Origin of the sequence: Burkholderia sp. BCC1999, from assembly GCF_905339975.1 — a bacterium.
In the GTDB taxonomy this organism is placed as follows: Bacteria; Pseudomonadota; Gammaproteobacteria; order Burkholderiales; family Burkholderiaceae; genus Burkholderia.
The window spans coordinates 1-17,739 of sequence record NZ_CAJPHP010000020.1 but is presented as its reverse complement, the minus strand read 5'-3'; the positions used below and the strand labels follow the sequence as shown (position 1 = coordinate 17,739).

The 17,739-nt window shown below is 68.0% G+C and carries 16 protein-coding genes; 7 read left to right on the top strand and 9 right to left on the bottom strand.

Features of this window, described 5'->3' with window-relative positions; all coding sequences use genetic code 11:
• Positions 1-411: 411 nt before the first annotated feature.
• Positions 412-2,085, top strand: a complete 1,674-nt coding sequence (locus tag U5809_RS25810; RefSeq protein ID WP_282507328.1) for a methyl-accepting chemotaxis protein — start codon at positions 412-414, stop codon at positions 2,083-2,085.
• A gap of 21 nt (positions 2,086-2,106) precedes the next feature.
• Here U5809_RS25810 and U5809_RS25805 read toward each other — a convergent pair whose 3' ends face one another.
• Genes U5809_RS25805 through U5809_RS25790 form a run of 4 tightly spaced genes read right to left on the bottom strand, consistent with a single transcriptional unit; the run spans position 2,107 to position 7,010 of the window.
• A complete protein-coding gene (locus tag U5809_RS25805) occupies positions 2,107-2,982 on the bottom strand; it encodes an HlyD family secretion protein (protein ID WP_282507329.1) in 876 nt (291 codons plus the stop codon).
• 12 nt (positions 2,983-2,994) lie between these two features.
• Positions 2,995-3,198 (bottom strand): DUF1656 domain-containing protein, encoded by a 204-nt coding sequence (locus U5809_RS25800; RefSeq protein WP_011351756.1) that lies wholly within the window; start codon positions 3,196-3,198, stop codon positions 2,995-2,997.
• Positions 3,195-5,399: an FUSC family protein gene (locus U5809_RS25795; RefSeq protein WP_322088580.1), complete on the bottom strand. Its 2,205-nt coding sequence runs from the start codon at positions 5,397-5,399 to the stop codon at positions 3,195-3,197. The genes U5809_RS25800 and U5809_RS25795 overlap by 4 nt, the downstream gene beginning before the upstream one ends.
• A gap of 15 nt (positions 5,400-5,414) precedes the next feature.
• Complete coding sequence (locus U5809_RS25790; protein WP_322088579.1) at positions 5,415-7,010, bottom strand: efflux transporter outer membrane subunit; 1,596 nt, start codon at positions 7,008-7,010, stop codon at positions 5,415-5,417.
• Between the two features lie 157 nt (positions 7,011-7,167).
• Here U5809_RS25790 and U5809_RS25785 point away from each other — a divergent pair, with 157 nt between their 5' ends.
• Positions 7,168-8,109 (top strand): LysR family transcriptional regulator, encoded by a 942-nt coding sequence (locus U5809_RS25785; RefSeq protein ID WP_175844354.1) that lies wholly within the window; start codon positions 7,168-7,170, stop codon positions 8,107-8,109.
• A 117-nt stretch (positions 8,110-8,226) separates the two neighbouring features.
• Positions 8,227-8,379 (top strand): hypothetical protein, encoded by a 153-nt coding sequence (locus U5809_RS25780; protein ID WP_006476208.1) that lies wholly within the window; start codon positions 8,227-8,229, stop codon positions 8,377-8,379.
• Positions 8,380-8,437: 58 nt separating this feature from the next.
• Here the strand turns inward: U5809_RS25780 and U5809_RS25775 are convergent, their stop codons facing one another.
• Genes U5809_RS25775 through wrbA form a run of 4 tightly spaced genes read right to left on the bottom strand, consistent with a single transcriptional unit; the run spans position 8,438 to position 11,761 of the window.
• Entirely contained in the window at positions 8,438-9,277 is an 840-nt protein-coding gene (locus U5809_RS25775) for a metallophosphoesterase (protein WP_322088578.1), read from the bottom strand.
• A 25-nt stretch (positions 9,278-9,302) separates the two neighbouring features.
• Entirely contained in the window at positions 9,303-10,724 is a 1,422-nt protein-coding gene (locus U5809_RS25770; RefSeq protein WP_322088577.1) for an FAD-binding oxidoreductase, read from the bottom strand.
• 18 nt (positions 10,725-10,742) lie between these two features.
• Positions 10,743-11,135 (bottom strand): DUF2069 domain-containing protein, encoded by a 393-nt coding sequence (locus U5809_RS25765; RefSeq protein WP_282507335.1) that lies wholly within the window; start codon positions 11,133-11,135, stop codon positions 10,743-10,745.
• Positions 11,132-11,761: an NAD(P)H:quinone oxidoreductase gene (wrbA, locus tag U5809_RS25760; RefSeq protein ID WP_322088576.1), complete on the bottom strand. Its 630-nt coding sequence runs from the start codon at positions 11,759-11,761 to the stop codon at positions 11,132-11,134. Before wrbA ends, U5809_RS25765 begins: the two co-directional genes overlap by 4 nt.
• 145 nt (positions 11,762-11,906) lie before the next feature.
• On the opposite strand from wrbA, the gene U5809_RS25755 reads away from it, so the two are divergent.
• Positions 11,907-13,238: a YihY family inner membrane protein gene (locus U5809_RS25755; RefSeq protein WP_322088575.1), complete on the top strand. Its 1,332-nt coding sequence runs from the start codon at positions 11,907-11,909 to the stop codon at positions 13,236-13,238.
• 16 nt (positions 13,239-13,254) lie between these two features.
• On the opposite strand, the gene U5809_RS25750 is transcribed toward U5809_RS25755, so the two are convergent.
• Positions 13,255-13,572, bottom strand: coding sequence for an Mpo1-like protein (locus tag U5809_RS25750; protein ID WP_011351766.1), 318 nt, complete (start codon positions 13,570-13,572; stop codon positions 13,255-13,257).
• Positions 13,573-13,729: 157 nt separating this feature from the next.
• Here U5809_RS25750 and U5809_RS25745 point away from each other — a divergent pair, with 157 nt between their 5' ends.
• The 3 genes from U5809_RS25745 to aroC all read left to right on the top strand — a co-directional run bounded on the left by U5809_RS25745 (position 13,730) and on the right by aroC (position 17,600).
• Positions 13,730-14,185: a CBS domain-containing protein gene (locus U5809_RS25745; protein WP_006488504.1), complete on the top strand. Its 456-nt coding sequence runs from the start codon at positions 13,730-13,732 to the stop codon at positions 14,183-14,185.
• Positions 14,186-14,324: 139 nt separating this feature from the next.
• Complete coding sequence (locus U5809_RS25740; RefSeq protein ID WP_322088574.1) at positions 14,325-16,259, top strand: MFS transporter; 1,935 nt, start codon at positions 14,325-14,327, stop codon at positions 16,257-16,259.
• A gap of 240 nt (positions 16,260-16,499) precedes the next feature.
• A complete protein-coding gene (gene aroC, locus U5809_RS25735) occupies positions 16,500-17,600 on the top strand; it encodes a chorismate synthase (RefSeq protein WP_322088573.1) in 1,101 nt (366 codons plus the stop codon).
• The last annotated feature ends 139 nt before the right edge of the window (positions 17,601-17,739 follow it).

Genomic DNA, 17,739 nt, shown 5'->3' with positions numbered 1-17,739 from the left:
GAGTTGAGGTGGCGGGCGCGCTCTGATGGGGATCGGCGCGTTGTTGATTCGTTGATGCGTCAAAGAAGTGTAATGTGGCGTATCGAGAATGTCAGGCCAAGTTTTATCGCAAATCGGACATTCGTCGGATAGATCGGACGATGCGTATTTTTTTGGACGGGTATAACGCTGGCGGCGCGTCCGGCCTTCAGCGGCGGCCGCGCCGGGGGCCGGTGCGTGTTTTACCGGACTCAAGAAACGGCGGTGGCGGCCGTAGAACGACCCAATGACAACAGGCGCGCCGCGCCCGGCACCGGCTACCCGCCGGGCGGGCGAGGGACGCGCGGCATGGCCAGCCATCGCGGGAATGCCGGAGCGCCGGACCGCCGGGACCGACCTTTCCGGCAGCGTGATCCATACGGGGATAGTTCGATGAAAGCAGCATCTTTGCATCCACAGCCTGGTGCGGCGGCCGCCGCACCCGACGTTGCCGCGGCTCGCGCCGCACGGCGCACGCGCGCGACGCGCCGCGAGCGCCGGCCGTGGACCGTCAAGGCGACGTTGCGCGCCGCATTTGCGATCCTGCTGGCCGGCACGCTCGCGATCGGCGTGTTTTCGCTGTGGCAGATCAGCCGGCTGAACGCGTCGATCGCGTCGGTCTACGAGCAGGGCCACGTCGCGAGCCGTGCGGCGCAGGAGGTCCGGGCCGAGGTGCTGCGCGCGAGCCGCGCGCAGAAGATGCTGCTGACCGCGACCACCGCAAAGGAGCGCGACGAACTCGGCGCCGAGGTCGGCGCGGGGCTCGCGTCGATCGGCCAGGCGCTCGGCACGCTGCAGCGTTACGCGGATCCGGCCGATGCCGACGATTCGGCGCGGCTGCGCGCATTCTCGACGGCCGTCGGTACGTGGAGCGCGCATCTGCGCGATTTCGTCACGCTCGTGCGCGCGCAGCCGCTCGACCTGTCGCAGATGAACTGGCAGGTCGGCACGCAGGACGTGTCGCTGCTGGTCGAGACCGGCAAGCTCGAGAAACTCGTCGCCGAACTCGTGAAGACGCGCGGCGAAAAGTCGAAGGCGACGCTCGATGCGTCGGCCACCATCTTTTCGTCTTCGTTCGCGATGATCGCGGCGATGACGGCCGCGCTGATCGTGCTCGCAATCGTGATCGCCGAGCGCGTCGTGCGGCGTCTCGCGTCGCAACTCGGTGGCGAGCCGGCCCATGCGAAGGCGATCGCCGCGGACATCGCGCGCGGCGACCTGACGCGGCCGATCACGCTCGGCCGGCACGATCGCGACAGCATGGTGCGCGCGCTGGCAGAGATGCAGACGGGGCTTGCGGCGACCGTCGGCGAAATCGCCGTCAGCGCCGAGGCCATCGCGGCCGCGTCCGGCGAGATTTCGACCGGCAACCTCGACCTGTCGCGGCGCACCGAGCAGCAGGCCGTCGCGCTCGAGCGCACCGCGGCCAGCATGGAGCAGCTCACGTCGACCGTGCGGCAAAACGCCGAGAATGCGCGGCAGGCGAGCGCGCTCGCGGCCAATGCGTCGGTGGTGGCGGAGACGGGCGGTGAAGTCGTCGGGCGCGTGGTCGCGACGATGAGCGAGATCGACGACAGCGCGAAGAACATTCGCGACATCATCGGCACGATCGAGGGTATCGCGTTCCAGACCAACATCCTGGCGTTGAACGCGGCGGTCGAGGCCGCGCGCGCCGGCGAACAGGGGCGCGGCTTCTCGGTGGTCGCGGGCGAGGTGCGCCTGCTCGCGCAGCGCGCGGCAACGGCGGCGAAGGAGATCCGCGCGCTGATCGGCGCGTCGGTCGAGCGCGTCGCGAACGGCGCGGCGCTCGCACACGATGCCGGCCGCACGATGGGCGACGTCGTGCGCGCCGTCAAGCGCGTGACCGACATCATCGGCGAGATTTCGGCGGCGTCGGACGAGCAGAGCGCCGGGATCGACGAGATCGGCCGCGCGGTCACGCAGATGGACGCCGGCACGCAGCAGAACGCGGCGCTCGTCGAGCAGGCGGCCGCTGCCGCCAACGCGCTCGACGAGCAGGCTCAGGCGCTGAAGTCGCTGGTCGGGCGTTTCCGCATCGCGGCCTGAGCGTGCCGGGCCGTCCGGCCGTTACGACTTCTTCTGCTTGTCCGGATCGATGATGACCGTGCAGGTCGTGCCCGCCGACAGCACCACGTCGGCCGGCACTTCGTCGATCTTGATGCGCACCGGCACGCGCTGCGCGAGGCGCACCCAGTTGAACGTCGGGTTCACGTCCGCGACGAGGTCGCGGCTTTGCGGGTTGTCGCGATCGTAGATGCCGCGCGAGATGCTCTCGACGTGGCCCTTCATCACGCCGCCGCTCATCAGCCGCATCTCGGCCGGCGCGCCGACCTTCACGCGCGGCAGCTTGGTTTCCTCGAAGTAGCCGTACACCCAGAACGAGTGGCTGTCGACGATCGCGAGCTTCGCCTGGCCGGCCACCGCGTAGTTGCCCTTGAACGTCTGCAGGTTCGTGACGTAGCCGTCGACCGGCGCGACGACGCGCGTGCGCTCGAGGTTGAGCTTCGCGGCGTCGAGCGCGGCGATGGCCTGCTGGTACTGCGCGTCGGCGCTCGACGCGCTGTGCGCGGCGTTTTCGCGGTTTTCCTTCGACACGACGAGCGCATCGAGATCCGCGCGACGGGCCGCGTCGTCGCGGCGCATCTGCAGTTCCGCACGGCGGGCGGCGACGGCCGCCTGAGCCTGCTCGACGGCGATCTGGTAGTGCGACGGGTCGATCTGCATGATCAGGTCGCCTTTCTTCACGAGCTGGTTGTCATGCACGGGCAGCTCGACGATCGCGCCCGACACGTCCGGCGCGACGTTGACGATCTCGGCGCGTACGCGCCCGTCGCGCGTCCACGGGTCGTCCATGTAGTGCACCCACAGCGAGCGCCCGATCAGGATCGCGACGAGAAGGATGACGGCGGTCGCGACGAAGCCGAAGAGTTTTCTGAGAATCATGATGGTTCGGAATCAACGGTAAACGGCGAGACTCAGTCCGCCGCAAATGCAGACGAGAAGGCAGGCCCGGAACAGCGACGGGTGCCAGACGAGACGGTAGAGGCCCGTATAGGCGAGCAGGCGGTCGACGGCCCAGGTCGCGAGCGCGCCCAGGACGAACATCAGCACCACCGTCGGCATGTAGGCATCGAGAATGGCGATTTCACGCGGCATCATGACGAGGCTCCTGGTTGGGGACGCACGGGGCGGTTGCGGTTGAGCGGCTCGAGCGGCGATTCCGGATCGAGCAGCGCGGTACGCACGAAATGCAGGTGGCTGAGGATGCGCTGCAACCGGTGGCGCTCCTCGCGCGACGGCTCGAACGCGTCGAGCGTCTGCCGCGTCGCGTCGATCGCCGCATTGGTCGCGGCGAGCGTCGCGTCGAAACGCGCGGCGTTCGGCTTCGTGAACAGCGTGGCCAGCGCGGTGCGCATCGTCTCGATCGCGCGACGCCACGGCATCGCCGGCGCATAGCGCGGGTCGGGCGGCAGCGTCGCCAGTTCGTGGCGCAGGTCGATCGTCGCGTTGCCGGCTTCGAGCACCGCGAACATCCAGCGCAATGCGTCGCGCTGCACGTCGGGCTGGTCGGCCGACAGCGTGTGCGCCTGGTACATCAGGTCGCGCGCGCCGCTCTCGAAGCGCGTGCGCAAGCCGGCGAGCCTTGCATGGCCGGCCGCGACGGCCTGATGGCGGAGGTCGGCGAACAGCCGCTTCTTGAGCCACGGCGCGGTCGGCGGGAACAGTACCGCGAACGCGATCGCCGACACCAGCATCGACAGTACGAGCGCGAGCGCATCGTTCATGAAGCTGGTCGGGTCGTAGTGCGTGATGCTGTCCGGGCCCGCGAGGAAACAGAAGAAGATCAGGTAGCCCATCCCGTAGCCGGCGAGCTTCGGTTTCAGCGTCATGTAGATGCCGATCGCGAGCAGCGGCGCGAGTGCCACGCACAGCAGCGGGAAGCCGTCGATGTGCGGATAGATGCCGAACGTCAGCAGGAATCCCGTGCAGACGGCAAGTGCCGTGCCCATGCCCATCTGCGCGGACATCGCGGTCGGACGCGGCGTCGACGACGCGAGCGCGCAGGTGGCCGCTGCCGTCAGCGTGAGCGTCACGCCGCTCGGCCACGCGGTCTCGATCCAGAACCAGCCGAGCACGAGGATCACGGTCGCGGTGCGGATCGCCGCGATCACCATCGCGGTCATGTTGGTGCGCGGTTCGTAGCGTTCGATCCAGCGTTCGCGCTCGTGCGTCGCGGTCGACAGCGATGCGTAGGTTGCCGCGTACTCGTGCAGGTCGGTGATGAAGCGGTACAGCAGCTCGGCGGCCGTATCGAAGTCGAGCAGCGGAAAGTCCGGCTGCGTTTCGAGCGCCGCGCGCGTCGCACGGATGCGGCGCGGCAGCGCGTCGCGCCACGCGAGCAGTTGCTGGGCCGCGTGGCCCGCATCGGTCGACGTGCGCACGGGTTCGCCGGCGTGCGTCAGCAGCAGCGGCGCGATTTCGCGAAAGTACGGCTCGATCGCATCGATCGCGGCCTGCGCGCCGGCCGCATGCAGCCGGTTCATCAGCTGGTGCAGCGCATGGAAGCGGCTCGATGCGCTCATGAACTCGCTGTTCAGCCGCGCGAGGCGGCCGCTGCGCATCCGCGTGTCCGGATCCTCGAACACGGCCATGCTGCGCGCAGCTTCGAACCCGACCACATCGGCGACGAAGCGCGTATGGATGGTTTCGATATGTGCGCGGTCGAGCGTGCCCGACAGCGCCGACGCGACGTAGTCGACGAAGCTGCCGAAGCGCTTGCGCACCGTCGTGCGCATCTGCTCGCCGGTGGTCTGCGGAAACACGAGCGCGCTGACCACGCCGGCCGACACGATCCCGACCATGATTTCGGCCACGCGCGTCATCGCGCTCATGAACGCGCCGTCCGGGTGCTGCGAAGCGGGCAGCCCGATCAACGCGGTCGTGTAGCCGGCCAGCAGGAAGCCGTAGCTGCGGAAGTTGCGGTTGCGCGCGGCGCCGGCCGTGCACAGCGCGACCCACAGCGCGACGGCCAGCAGGAACAGCTGCGGCTGCTGCGGGAACAGCCCGACGAACGTGAGCGTCGCGATGAGCCCGAAGATCGTGCCGGCAACGCGGTAGAAGCTCTTTGCGAGCACCGCGCCGCTTTGCGGCTGCATCACGATGAACACCGTCGTCATCGCCGTTTTCGGCGCGGGCAGGTCGAGCCGCATCGACACGCCGGTCGCGATGAACGCGGCGAGCAGCGCCTTGAACAGGTAGAGCCACGCGGCGCCGTCGGTGCGGGCCCAGTCGCCGAACGCGGCGGTCCAGGCCGCGAACGGGCCGCTGGCGGGTGTGGAAGCGGGGGAAGAGGCTGACATGGCAGGCGCTCCGCGTTACCGTGCGGCCGTCACGCCGGACGCGCCGGTGGTCGCGACCCGCGCGGGCCGGTCGGCTGCCGCCACGGGCTTGGTGCCCGACGCGGCGGCCGGCACAGCGGCGCCGATCGCCGTCTCGTCCTTTGACGGATGGCCGCCCCGCACGTCCGTGCCCGTCTCGACACCGCCGCCGAGCGCGGCCATCAGCTGCGCATGCACGGCGAGGCGTTCCGCATCGATGCGGGCGGCCGTCTCCTGCGCGCGCAGCAGCTGCTGTTGCGCGACCAGCACGTTCACGTAATCGGTCAGCCCGCGACGGAAGCCTTCGCGCGACAGCTGGTAGCTGCGGTCGTTGGCGGCCACCGAGCGCGCGGCGTCCTTCTTCTGCGTATCGAGCGAGCGGATCCGCACGACCTGGTCGGCGATGTCCTTGAGTGCGCCGACGATCGTCTGGTTGTAGCGCTCGACTGCCTGGTCGTAGCCGGCGTTCGCCGCGCCGAGCTGCGCACGCAGCCGGCCGCCTTCGAAGATTGGCAGCGACAGCGCGGGGCCGGCTGTCCAGCCGCCGTTCATCGCGCGCAGGAAGTCGGTGAACGGCGCGGTCACGCCGAAGCCGCCGACCGTCGCGAGCAGGTCGATGTTCGGGTAGAACGACGCCTTCGCGACGTCGATCCCGCGCGCCTGCGCGTCGACCGTCCAGCGCGCCGCGACGACGTCGGGGCGGCGGCCGAGCAGGTCGGCCGGCATCGCCGACGGCAACCCGGCCGGCGCGTCGAGCGACAGCTGCGGCCGCTTGATCGCGTCGCCGGCGCCCGGGCCCTTGCCGGCCAGTGCGGCGAGCTGGTGGCGCGCGAGCTGGATCGCTTCTTCGTAGCTGTCGATCTGGCGCTCGTAGTCGGGCAGCGTCGATTCCGCCTGGCTCACTTCGAGCTGCGTGCCGAGGCCGGCCTGCAGCCGCTTGCGCGCGAGATCGGCGAGCGAACGCTGGCGTTCGAACGTTTCATGCGCGAGGTCGAGCAGCGCGTAGTTCATCGACATGCCGATATAGGCGCGCACGACGTTGACTTCGAGTTCGAGCTTCGCCGCACGCGCGTCGGCGGCGGTCGCATGCGCGGTGTCGAGCGCGCGTTCGGTCGCGTTCTTGTCCTTGCCCCACAGGTCGAGGTGGTACGACAGGCCGAGCGTGCCGGTGTTGTTCCAGGTGTCGGTATTCGCGAGCGGGCCGGGGCCGTAGTACACGTTGTCCGGCCAGTGCTGGCGCATCAGCGAGAGGTTGCCGTTGATCTGCGGCAATTCGGCCGAGCGGGCCACGCGCGCCATCGCCTGCGCTTCGCGCACACGGGCCTCGGCGGCCGCGAGGGTCGGGTTGCCGGCCTGGGCGGTGGCGATCCACGTGTCGAGCTGCGGATCGCGATAGGCACGCCACCAGTCGGCCGCGGGCCAGCCCGCGTCACGGTCGGCCGCGCGGATCGCGGCGCCGGCGTCGAGCGCGTTCGCCTCGATGCGGGCCGATTGGGGCTTGTTGTTGTCGCCCATGCTCGCGCATCCGGCCATTATTAATGAGACTGCAAGAACCGCCAGTGCGAGCGTCCCTTTTGTCGCCGGAGACTGCACGATTTTCTCCCTTTCGGATATAGATGAGTCGGATGCGATTATATTTTTCAGTGATTCCTGAATAAATGGACAACGGTGCAAGTCATTTTTACGAATCCTGAGATAATATTTGTTGGCCCCTGTGCAACAATCCCTCCGGATTCACACGGGTAATGGGATGGATACGTTACAAAACATGCGGGTGTTCGTCCGCGTGGTCGACGCGGGAAGCTTTACCGCGGCCGCCCAGCAGATGAATTCGACCACCGCCTACGCATCGCGCGCGGTCTCGGATCTCGAGGCACACCTGCGCACGCGTCTCCTGAACCGCACGACGCGCCGGATCGCGCTGACCGAAGCCGGCGAGCGCTACCTGCAACGCTGCGAGCAGATCCTGGCGTACGTCGACCAGGCCGAAGCCGAGGCCGGCGACGCGCACGCGCGCCCGTCGGGCAAGCTGAAGGTCCATTGCTTCACGAGCCTCGGCCAGCACTACCTGGTGCCGGCGATCGCGCGCTACCGCGAGCGCTATCCGGACGTGCACGTCGAGCTGACGCTCGCGCAGCGGATGCCCGACCTGCTCGACGAGGGGTACGACGTCGCGATCGTCGTCGGCCGTGACCTGCCCGATTCGGGGCTCGTGTCGCAGCGGCTCGGCGAGAGCTACAGCGTCGTCTGTGCATCGCCCGGCTACGTCGAGGCGCATGGCGTGCCGCAGCGGCCGGCCGATCTCGCTCAGCACGTGTGCCTCGGGATGGTCGCGCCGGGTTTTCATTTCGATGAATGGGCGCTGGCGGGGCCGAACGGCGACGAGGTCGTCCCGATCACGGCGCCGCCGTTCCGCGTGAACGTCGCCGAGGCGCTCGCGGTGGCCGTGCGGGAAGGGATGGGGGTCGGCGGGTTGCCGCTCTATTCGGCGATCGGCTGGTTGCGCAGCGGACACATCGTGCGCGTGATGCCGGAGTACCGGTCGCACGTGATGAACATCTACGCGCTGTATCCGTCGCGCCAGTACCTCGATGCGAAAATTCGCACCTGGGTCGATTTCCTGCGCGACGAACTGCCGGCCACGCTCCAGGCCGACGAAGCCGCGCTCGAGCAGTACACGCGTGCGACATGACAGCGCGGTTGCCCGCAATCTGACGAGATTTGTCCTTCACGCAACATTTTTTTACGAACGCGTGTCAGACAGTTTGATACTGTGAGAATTAACGAGATACGCAACCCCGGAGTAGCAATGGATACGCACCTGATGATCGGCCTTGGCGTCCTGCTGGGCGCGGCCGCTGCCGCCGCGGCGACGCGCGACCTGCTGCGCGCGATGAAGGCGAAGGCGCAGATGAAGCCGGTTCCGGTCCGCGTGCGCGAGCCGCGCCGCCCCGGCCGCTGATCCTGCCGTCACGCGTGGAGGCGGGAAGGTCGCGCAATGCGGCCTGGCGGGCCGGTGTTCAGCCGAGCTCGACGACCTTGTCCCACGCGAATGCGGTGTTTTCCCGTTCGCCGGTACGCCGGTGGATGTAACCACGCGGGTTGCACACCACGCGCGTGCCGCCGTCCGCAACGTAGTCGAATGACGTATGGGTGTGGCCGTGGAGCCACAGATCCACGGGCGGCCGCACCAGTTCCGCCATGTCCGTCACGAACCCCGCCGAAGCGAGATCTTCCGCATAGCGTTCCGCCAGCGAGTGCCGGTGCGGCGCATGATGGGTGACGACGATCGTCTTGCCCGCGAACGGCGTCGCGAGTTGCGTTTCGAGCCACTTGCGACTTTGCCGGTGCAGCGCGATCGCGTCGGCCGGCGAGAAATCCCGTTCGGCAGCGCCCGGCGTACCCGGTGCCGCATGCAGCGCCGCGTCGTGCGGCCAGGTCACCTGGATCAATCCCTTGAAATCGAGCATCACGCGCAGCGCGGCGTCGATCGCGCCGGCCATGCTGGCTTCGTCGTGGCCGAACAGCGAAAAATCGGCCCAGAGCGTCGTGCCGAGCACGCGGAAGCGCTGCTCGGGATCGATGTAGACGCCGTTGTTCAGGTAATGCACGTTGTCGAGCGTGTGCGCCGCGTCGCGCATGGCCGCCTCCAGCGCGCCGAATTCCCCGTCGTAGTACTCGTGGTTGCCCGGCACGTAGACCACCGGCACGGCCGGGTCGAACGTTTCGGCGGCCCAGCGCAGGCCTTCCGCGTGATTGTGGATGTCGCCGGCCAGCACGACGAGATCCGCGTCGGCATGCGCGATCGCGTCGGGCTGATTGCTTTCGAGATGCAGGTCGGACAGGACGCGGACTTTCACGGGCGGGGCTCCGGAGTGGGCGGCTTCAGCGCAGGACCTTGCCGGGATTCATCAGGCCGCGCGGGTCGAGCGCGGACTTCAGCGTGCGCATCAGCGTCGTTTCGACCGGCGACTTGTAGCGCTGCGCGTCGTCGATCTTCAGCTGTCCGATCCCGTGCTCCGCGCTGATCGTGCCGTGATGGCGGTGCACGTTGTCGTAGACGATCCGGTTGATCGGCGCCTGGAACGCCGCGAGGAACGCCTTCGCATCGCCGCCCTCGGGCATCTGCACGTTGTAGTGAAGGTTGCCGTCGCCGAGGTGGCCGAACGTGACCATCCGCGCGCCCGGCGCGGCCTGCTGGATCGCTGAGTCGGTCTCGTCGATGAAGCGCGCGACCGACGAGATCGGTACCGCGATATCGTGCTTGATGTTGAGCCCCTCGTCGGCCTGCGCGAGCGGAATGTGCTCGCGCAGATCCCAGAATGCGCGCGACTGCGCGAGATTCTCCGCAACCACGGCGTCGACCACGAGCCCGGCCTCGAACGCTTCTTCCATCAGTTTCTCGAACAGCGCGCGCGCATGCGCTTCGCTTTCGTTGTCGGACAGTTCGAGCAGCACCGTCTGCGCATGCGTCTGCGCGAACGGGTAGCGCAGTTGCGGGTAGTGCTTGCCGACCAGCTGCATGCAGAAATCCGACATCAGCTCGAAGCCGGTCAGGAGCGGCCCGGCGGCGCGCTGCGCGAGCGACAGGAAATCGAGCGCCGCGTGCGGCGATTCGAGTGCGGCGAGTGCCGTGACCTGCGCGGCCGGCAGCGGATGCAGCTTCATTACGGCCGCCGTGATGATCCCGAGCGTGCCTTCCGCGCCGATGAACAGGTCGCGCAGGTCGTAGCCCGTGTTGTCCTTGCGCAGTCCGCGCAGGCCGTCCCAGATTTCACCCTGCGGCGTCACGACCTCGAGCCCGAGGCACAGCTCGCGCGCGTTGCCGTAGCGCAGCACCGCGGTGCCGCCCGCATTGGTCGACAGGTTGCCGCCGATCGTGCAGCTGCCTTCCGCCGCGAGGCTCAGCGCGAACAGCCGGTCGCCTTCGCGGGCGCGCGCCTGCACGTCGGCGAGAATCACGCCGGCTTCGACGGTGATCGTGTTGTTGTGCGGATCGAGCGCGCGCACGCGGTTCAGGCGCGCGACGCTCAGCACGGCCTGGCTGCCGCTCGCGTCGGGCGTGGCGCCTCCGGCGAGGCCCGTGTTGCCGCCTTGCGGCACGAGTGCGATGCCGTGCGTGTTGGCCAGCTTCACGAGCGCGGCGACTTCGGCCGTGTTCGCGGGCTTCAGCACCGCGCACGCGGTGCCCTTGTAGCGGCGGCGCCAGTCGGTCAGGAACGGTTCGGTATCGTGCGGATCGGTCAGCACGTAGTCGGCGCCGATCGCGTCGCGGCACGCGGAAACGAAAGCTTCGGAGGACATCATCACCTTGTCGCGTAAGGGTCAGGACGCGGCGCGCGACTTTTTCGCCGCGCGCTTGTACGGCGCGACGTAGGCCAGCGCCGCCACGAAGAAGCCGACGGCAAGCGCGGTCTCGCACCAGCCGAGCGTCGCCGACAGCCCGCGATCGGACATGCCGCGCACGATGCCTTCGGCAAAATAGACGAGGATCAGCATGCTCGCCCACTGCATCGTATAGATGTTACGCCGCCAGACGCCGGGCAGCGCGAGCGCGAGCGGCACGGCCTTCAGCATCAGCGCCGAGCCGCCCGGGCGCAGCGGCGCGAGCCACAGCTCCCACGCGAGCGACAGCGCGATCAGCGCGACGAGGCACGCGGCGGCGGCCAGCGCATAACGCGGCCGGGCCGCGACGGCGGGGCGGGCGGGGGCGTTCATGCGGCCTCGGCGGCCTGGGCGGCCTGGGCGGCCGACAGCGCCGCTGCCGCGCGCGCAAGCCGCACGCCGAGCGCGGCCGCGAGCGCCCTCTCATCCGCGGACAGCCCGCCGGGCGCCGTACGATCGTGCTGCGCGACGTGCGACGCGCCGTACGGCGTGCCGCCGGTGCGCGTCGTGCTGAGTGCCGATTCGGTGTACGGGATCCCGACGATCATCATCCCGTGATGCAGAAGCGGCAGCATCATCGACAGCAACGTCGATTCCTGGCCGCCGTGCAGGCTGCCGGTCGACGTGAACACGCTGGCCGGCTTGCCGGTCAGCGCGCCCGACAGCCATTGCGGCGTCGTGCCGTCGAGGAAATACTTGAGCGATGCGGCCATGTTGCCGAAGCGCGTCGGCGAGCCGAGCGCGAGGCCCGCGCATTCCTCGAGATCGCGCAGCTCCGCGTACGGCGGGCCGTCGGCGGGGATGTCGGGGGCAGTGGTTTCGCAGACGGTCGACACGGGCGGCACGGTGCGGATGCGCGCCTGCATGCCCGGCACGCTGTCGATGCCGTTCGCGATTGCGAGCGCGAGATCGCGCGTGGCGCCGTGACGGCTGTAATAGAGGACGAGAATGTCTTTCATGGGCTACGGAGCCGCGTGCGGCCGCGCGCGTGCCCGGTGCAGTCGGCCCCTGCTGGAATCGAGCGGCTATTATAGGGGCTGAAGCCGTCGCGCAGCGCGGCGGCGGCGCGCCGTGAGGCGCGCGGCATCAAGAAGGAGAAGTCGTTTGCCGAAGTTGAGCGTCGATCTCGACACCCTCAAGCGCCTCGCGCAGTTCGCGGCCCGGCGCAGTGCCGAGGATCGCATCCCGCAAGTGGCGGGCAGCCTGACCTTCACGACGATGCTGGCGCTCGTGCCGCTCGTGACGGTCGCGTTCGCGCTGTTCACCGCGTTCCCGATGTTCGCGTCGTTCCAGATATCGCTGCAGGGGTTCCTCGCGGATCACCTGATGCCCGCGCAGTTCAACATCCAGATCTTCAAGTACCTGAACCAGTTTGCGTCGAAGGCGAAGGGGCTGACGACGGCAGGCCTGATCGTGCTGGTCGTCACGTCGGTGATGACGATGATGACGATCGAATCGGCGTTCAACCTGATCTGGCGCGTGCGCAAGCCGCGGCCGTTCGCGCAGCGCGTGCTCGCGTACTGGGCGTTGATCACGCTTGGGCCCTTGCTGTTCGGCGTGAGCCTGTCGATCTCGTCCTACCTGTTTACGCAGTCGCTTGCGTTCACCGGCGCCGGGCCGTCCACGTCGATCGTCGAGTGGCTGCTCGCGCTCGCGTCGCTGCCGCTGACGGTGCTCGCGTTCACGCTGCTGTACGTGTACCTGCCGAACTGCGCGGTCGCGTGGCGCGACGCGGTGATCGGCGGGTTGTTCGCGGCCGTCGCGTTCGAGCTCGCGAAGCGCGGCTTCGGCTACTACGTGCGGCGCATTCCGACCTATACGGCCGTTTATGGCGCGTTCGCGGCGCTGCCGGTGTTCCTGCTGTGGGTGTATCTGAGCTGGTTCATCGCGCTGCTCGGCGCGATGGTGGCGTCCGCGCTGCCCGCGATCCGCGTCGGCCAGTTCCACCGCATCCACTATCCGGGCAGCGACCTGCTCGACGCGCTCGAGCTGCTCGCGCGGCTGGCCGAAGCGCGCGCGGCCGGCAAGCGCGGCCATACGGCGATGCGGCTTGCGACCATGTTGCGCTGCGACATGGAAACCGCGCAGCGGTTGCTGACGACGATGGAGGAGCAGGAATGGATTGCGCGGCTCGACGGCGGCGGTGAAACCACGCCGCGCTACATCCTGCTCGCGAACCCGGAGCAGTTGACGCTCGCGCAACTGTTCGACGTGCTGGTGATCGACCGCACGGAGCTGACCTACCAGCTGCAGCGCCGTGGCAGCCACGTCGAAGGCGCGGCGCTGCTCGCGGTGCTGTCGAGCGAGCGGTTCGACGTGACGCTAGCCTCGCTGATCGCCGCGCACCGGCTCGCAGGCGCACAGACGGCAGGCAACCCCGGGCAGGAGCCCGACGGCGTGCCCGACCCGCACGCGCGGCCGCCGCGGCCTGCGTGAAGGCGGAGCCCGGCGGTTACAGCGGAATCTTGCCGGTGCAGATGTCCTTGAACATCACCCAGTCGCCCATCAGGCTGTAGATCGGGTGCCGGAACGTGGCCGGGCGGTTCTTCTCGAAGAAGAAGTGTCCGACCCACGCGAACCCGTAGCCGCAGACGATCGCCGCCGGCAGCCACAGCCAGTTGCCGGTCGCGATCGCCATCGCGACGCAGCCGATCACGCCGAGCGAGCCGATGAAGTGCAGCCGCCGCGATGTCAGGTTCTGGTGTTCGTTCAGGTAATACGGGTAGAAATCCGCGAAGCTCGCGAATTGCTCCGAATGCGTATGCGCCATGGCCGTCTCCTCGGGCCGCTGTCGATGGGGCCATTGTGCGGCGGCTGGTCCGTGTCCGCAAGCGGGGGCGGGCCGCCGCGCCGGGCCGCGCTTTCCTTTTGACAGGCTTTCCGATAGGATCGAAAGAGATTTTGCATTCAAGCATGAGGGGACTACGATGCGCGTCAGCGATATTCTGAAAGTGAAGGGCAACACGCTGTTTACGGTGACGCCCGATAAACCGCTGCGCGAAGCGGTCGACACGATGGCCGAACACGATATCGGTTCGCTCGTCGTGATGGAGTACGGCGATCTGGTCGGGATGCTGACGTTCCGCGAGATCATCCTGCGCCTGCACGTGAACGGCGGTGCGATCGGCGACGTCCAGGTGCGCAAGGTGATGGACGAGCCGCTCACGTGTACGCCGGAAACCGACGTCAACGAAGTGCGCCGGATGATGCTCGAGCGTCACGCGCGCTACATGCCGGTGCTCGACAAGAAGGTGCTGATGGGCGTCATTTCGTTCTACGACGTCGCGAAGACGGTCGTCGAGGCGCAGAGCTTCGAGAACCGGATGCTGAAGGCGTACATCCGCGACTGGCCGGAATCGGAAGCCGAAGCGCACAAGCCGTGAACCGCGCCGCGCCCGGCACCTTGATGCATGGGCGCCGCCATCCGGCATGCGGCGGCGCAGGCTTGTCCTGCGCCGCCGTTTTTTCAACGACAACACGAGGCCCGCGCAGCTTCGCCGAGACGACGCGCGCGTATTCCGCATGAGCGATCACACGCAAGCCACTTCGGAGCGGCGCGACGAACGGCGCGCCCACGCATCGCAGTTCGACCTGCTGCGCGAGCGCCGCTTCGCCCCGTTCTTCACGACCCAGTTCCTCGGTGCGCTGAACGACAACGTCTTCAAGATCGGCTTCACGTCGCTCGTCACCTATCACACCGCGCGGTTCTCCGGCGTCGACGCCAAGACGGCCGCGTTCCTGATTTCCGCGATCTTCATTCTGCCGTTCGTGCTGTTTTCGGCGACGTCCGGCCAGATCGCCGACAAATACGACAAGGCGACCCTCACGCGCTTCGTGAAGACCTTCGAGATCGCGCTGATGCTCGTCGGCGCGGCCGGCTTCGTCACGCATAGCGCGACGCTGCTGTATCTGTGCACGTTCATGATGGGGATGCACTCGACGCTGTTCGGGCCCGTCAAATATTCGTACTTGCCGCAGCATTTGGGCGAGCATGAGCTGGTCGGCGGCAATGGTCTCGTCGAAATGGGTACGTTCATCGCGATCCTGATCGGCACGATCATCGGCGGCGCGGCCGCGGGCATCGAAGGCGCCGGCGAGCGCGTGCTCGCGGTAAGCGTCGTCGTGATCGCGCTCGCGGGGCGGCTCGTTGCACAGCGTGTGCCGTCGACGCCGGCGCCGCAGCCCGATCTCGTGATCAACTGGAACCCGTTCAGCGAAACGTGGCGCAATCTCGGGCTCGCGCGCCAGAACCGCACCGTGTTCCTCAGCCTGCTCGGCATCTCGTGGCTGTGGTTCGTCGGCGCGACGTTCCTCACGTCGTTCTTCAATTTCGCGAAGGACGTGCTGTCCGCGAGCCCCGACGTCGTCACGATCCTGCTCGCGACGTTCTCGGTCGGCATCGGCCTCGGCTCGCTGCTGTGCGAGCGGCTATCGCAGCGGCGCGTCGAGATCGGCCTCGTGCCGCTCGGCTCGATCGGCATCAGCGTGTTCGCGATCGAGCTGTATTTCGCGAGCCACGCGCTGCCGTCGCCCGGCCATCTGCTGTCGGTCGGCGAATTCCTGGCCGGCGCGCGCCACTGGCGCATCCTGGCCGACCTGTTCCTGCTCGCGATGTTCGGCGGCTTCTACAGCGTGCCGCTGTATGCGCTGATCCAGAGCCGCAGCGCGCCGACGCACCGCGCGCGGATCATCGCCGCGAACAACATCCTGAACGCGCTGTTCATGATCCTGTCGGCCGTGATGGCGATGGGGCTGACCAAGGCCGGCGTCGACATCCCGGGGCTGTTCCTCGTCACCGCGCTCTTGAACGTGATCGTCGCGACGTATATCTACCTGCTCGTGCCCGAGTTCCTGCTGCGCTTCGTCGCGTGGGTGCTCGTGCATACCTTCTACCGGATCCGCCTCGTGCATGCGGAGCGGATCCCGGCGGAAGGGGCGGCCGTGCTCGTGTGCAACCACGTCAGCTACGTCGATGCGCTCGTGCTGGCCGCCGCGAGCCCGCGCCCGATCCGTTTCGTGATGGATCACCGGATCTTCAAGACGCGCTTTGCGAGCTGGGTGTTCCGGCATGCGAAGGCGATCCCGATCGCGCCGCGTCACGAGGATCCCGCGATGCTCGCGCGGGCGTACGACCTGTGCGAGGCCGCGCTGAAGGACGGCGAGCTCGTGTGCATCTTCCCCGAGGGCAAGCTGACGAAGACGGGCGACATCAACACGTTCCACCACGGCATCACCGAGATCCTGGGTCGCACGCCGGCACCGGTGATCCCGATGGCGCTGCGCGGGCTGTGGGGCAGCTATTTCTCGCGGCATTCCGATGCGCGGATGCCGCGTCCCATCAAGCGCGGCATGATGAGTCGGCTGACGCTGGCCGTCGGCGAGCCGATCCCGGCGTCGGTCGCGACGCCCGAGTCGCTGCAGGCGGCGGTGACCGAGCTGCGCGGCGCGCGGAAGTAGGCGGGTGCCGGCGCACCGCACCGGCATTCGGCTGCTGCCGGGCCGGAACGGGCATTCGGCTGAGACAATCGGGCCGCACCGGCATGTGCCGTGCGGCCGGCCGGCGTTTCATGCGGCCCGCGGGCCCGGGACGGCTGGCATAATAGCGGTTTACCTCTTTTTCTCGACCGGCAAACGATCGATCTGCCTGCGGCACGGGCAGCGCATCGGTTTGCCCATTTCTCTTTGGGCGGTTCCATCATGTCCGGCAATACCCTCGGCACGCTTTTCACTGTCACGACCTTCGGCGAATCGCACGGTCCCGCGATCGGTTGCGTGATCGACGGCTGCCCGCCGGGGATGGGGCTGACCGAAGCCGACATCCAGGTCGAGCTCGATCGCCGCAAGCCCGGCACGTCGCGGCACGTGACGCAACGACAGGAGGCTGACGAGGTCGAGATCCTGTCGGGCGTGTTCGAAGGCGTGACGACCGGCACGCCGATCGCGCTGCTGATCCGCAACACCGACCAGCGCAGCAAGGACTACGGCAACATCGTCGAGACCTTCCGTCCCGGCCATGCCGATTACACGTACTGGCAGAAATACGGCATCCGCGACTACCGCGGCGGCGGTCGCTCGTCCGCGCGCCTGACCGCGCCGATCGTCGGCGCAGGTGCGGTTGCGAAGAAGTGGCTGCGCGAGCGCTTCGGCGTCGAGGTGCGCGGCTACATGAGCGGCCTCGGTGAGATCGACGTGCCGTTCGTCGATTGGTCGCACGTGCGCGAGAACCCGTTCTTCTCGCCGAATGCGGCGGTCGTGCCGGAACTCGAGGCGTACATGGATGCGCTGCGCAAGGATGGCGATTCGATCGGCGCGCGCATCGACGTCGTCGCATCGGGCGTGCCGGTCGGCTGGGGCGAACCCGTGTTCGACCGTCTCGATGCCGATATCGCGAAGGCGATGATGAGCATCAACGCGGTGAAGGGCGTCGAGATCGGCGCGGGCTTCGACAGCGTCGCCCAGCGCGGCTCGGTGCACGGCGACGAGTTGACGCCGGGCGGTTTCGTCGGCAACCATGCGGGCGGCGTGCTTGGCGGGATTTCGACGGGGCAGGACATCACCGTGTCGATCGCGATCAAGCCGACGTCGAGTATCCGCACGCCGCGCCGTTCGATCACGAAGGCAGGCGACGAAGCGACCGTCGAGACGTTCGGCCGCCACGATCCTTGCGTCGGCATTCGTGCGACGCCGATCGCGGAGTCGATGCTTGCACTGGTGCTGATCGACCATGCACTGCGCCATCGCGCGCAGTGCGGCGACGTCGAGACGTCGACGCCGAAGATTGCCGGCAGCGCGACCTGACGCAAGCGGGCGGGGTGCTTCGAGCTTCGCCTGACAGTCGTGCCGGGAATGCAAAACGGGGCGCTGCTTCAAGCAGCGCCCCGTTTCGTTTGTGGCGGCCCACAAAAACGCGCCGCTCGTGGCGGCGCGCTATGGCGGA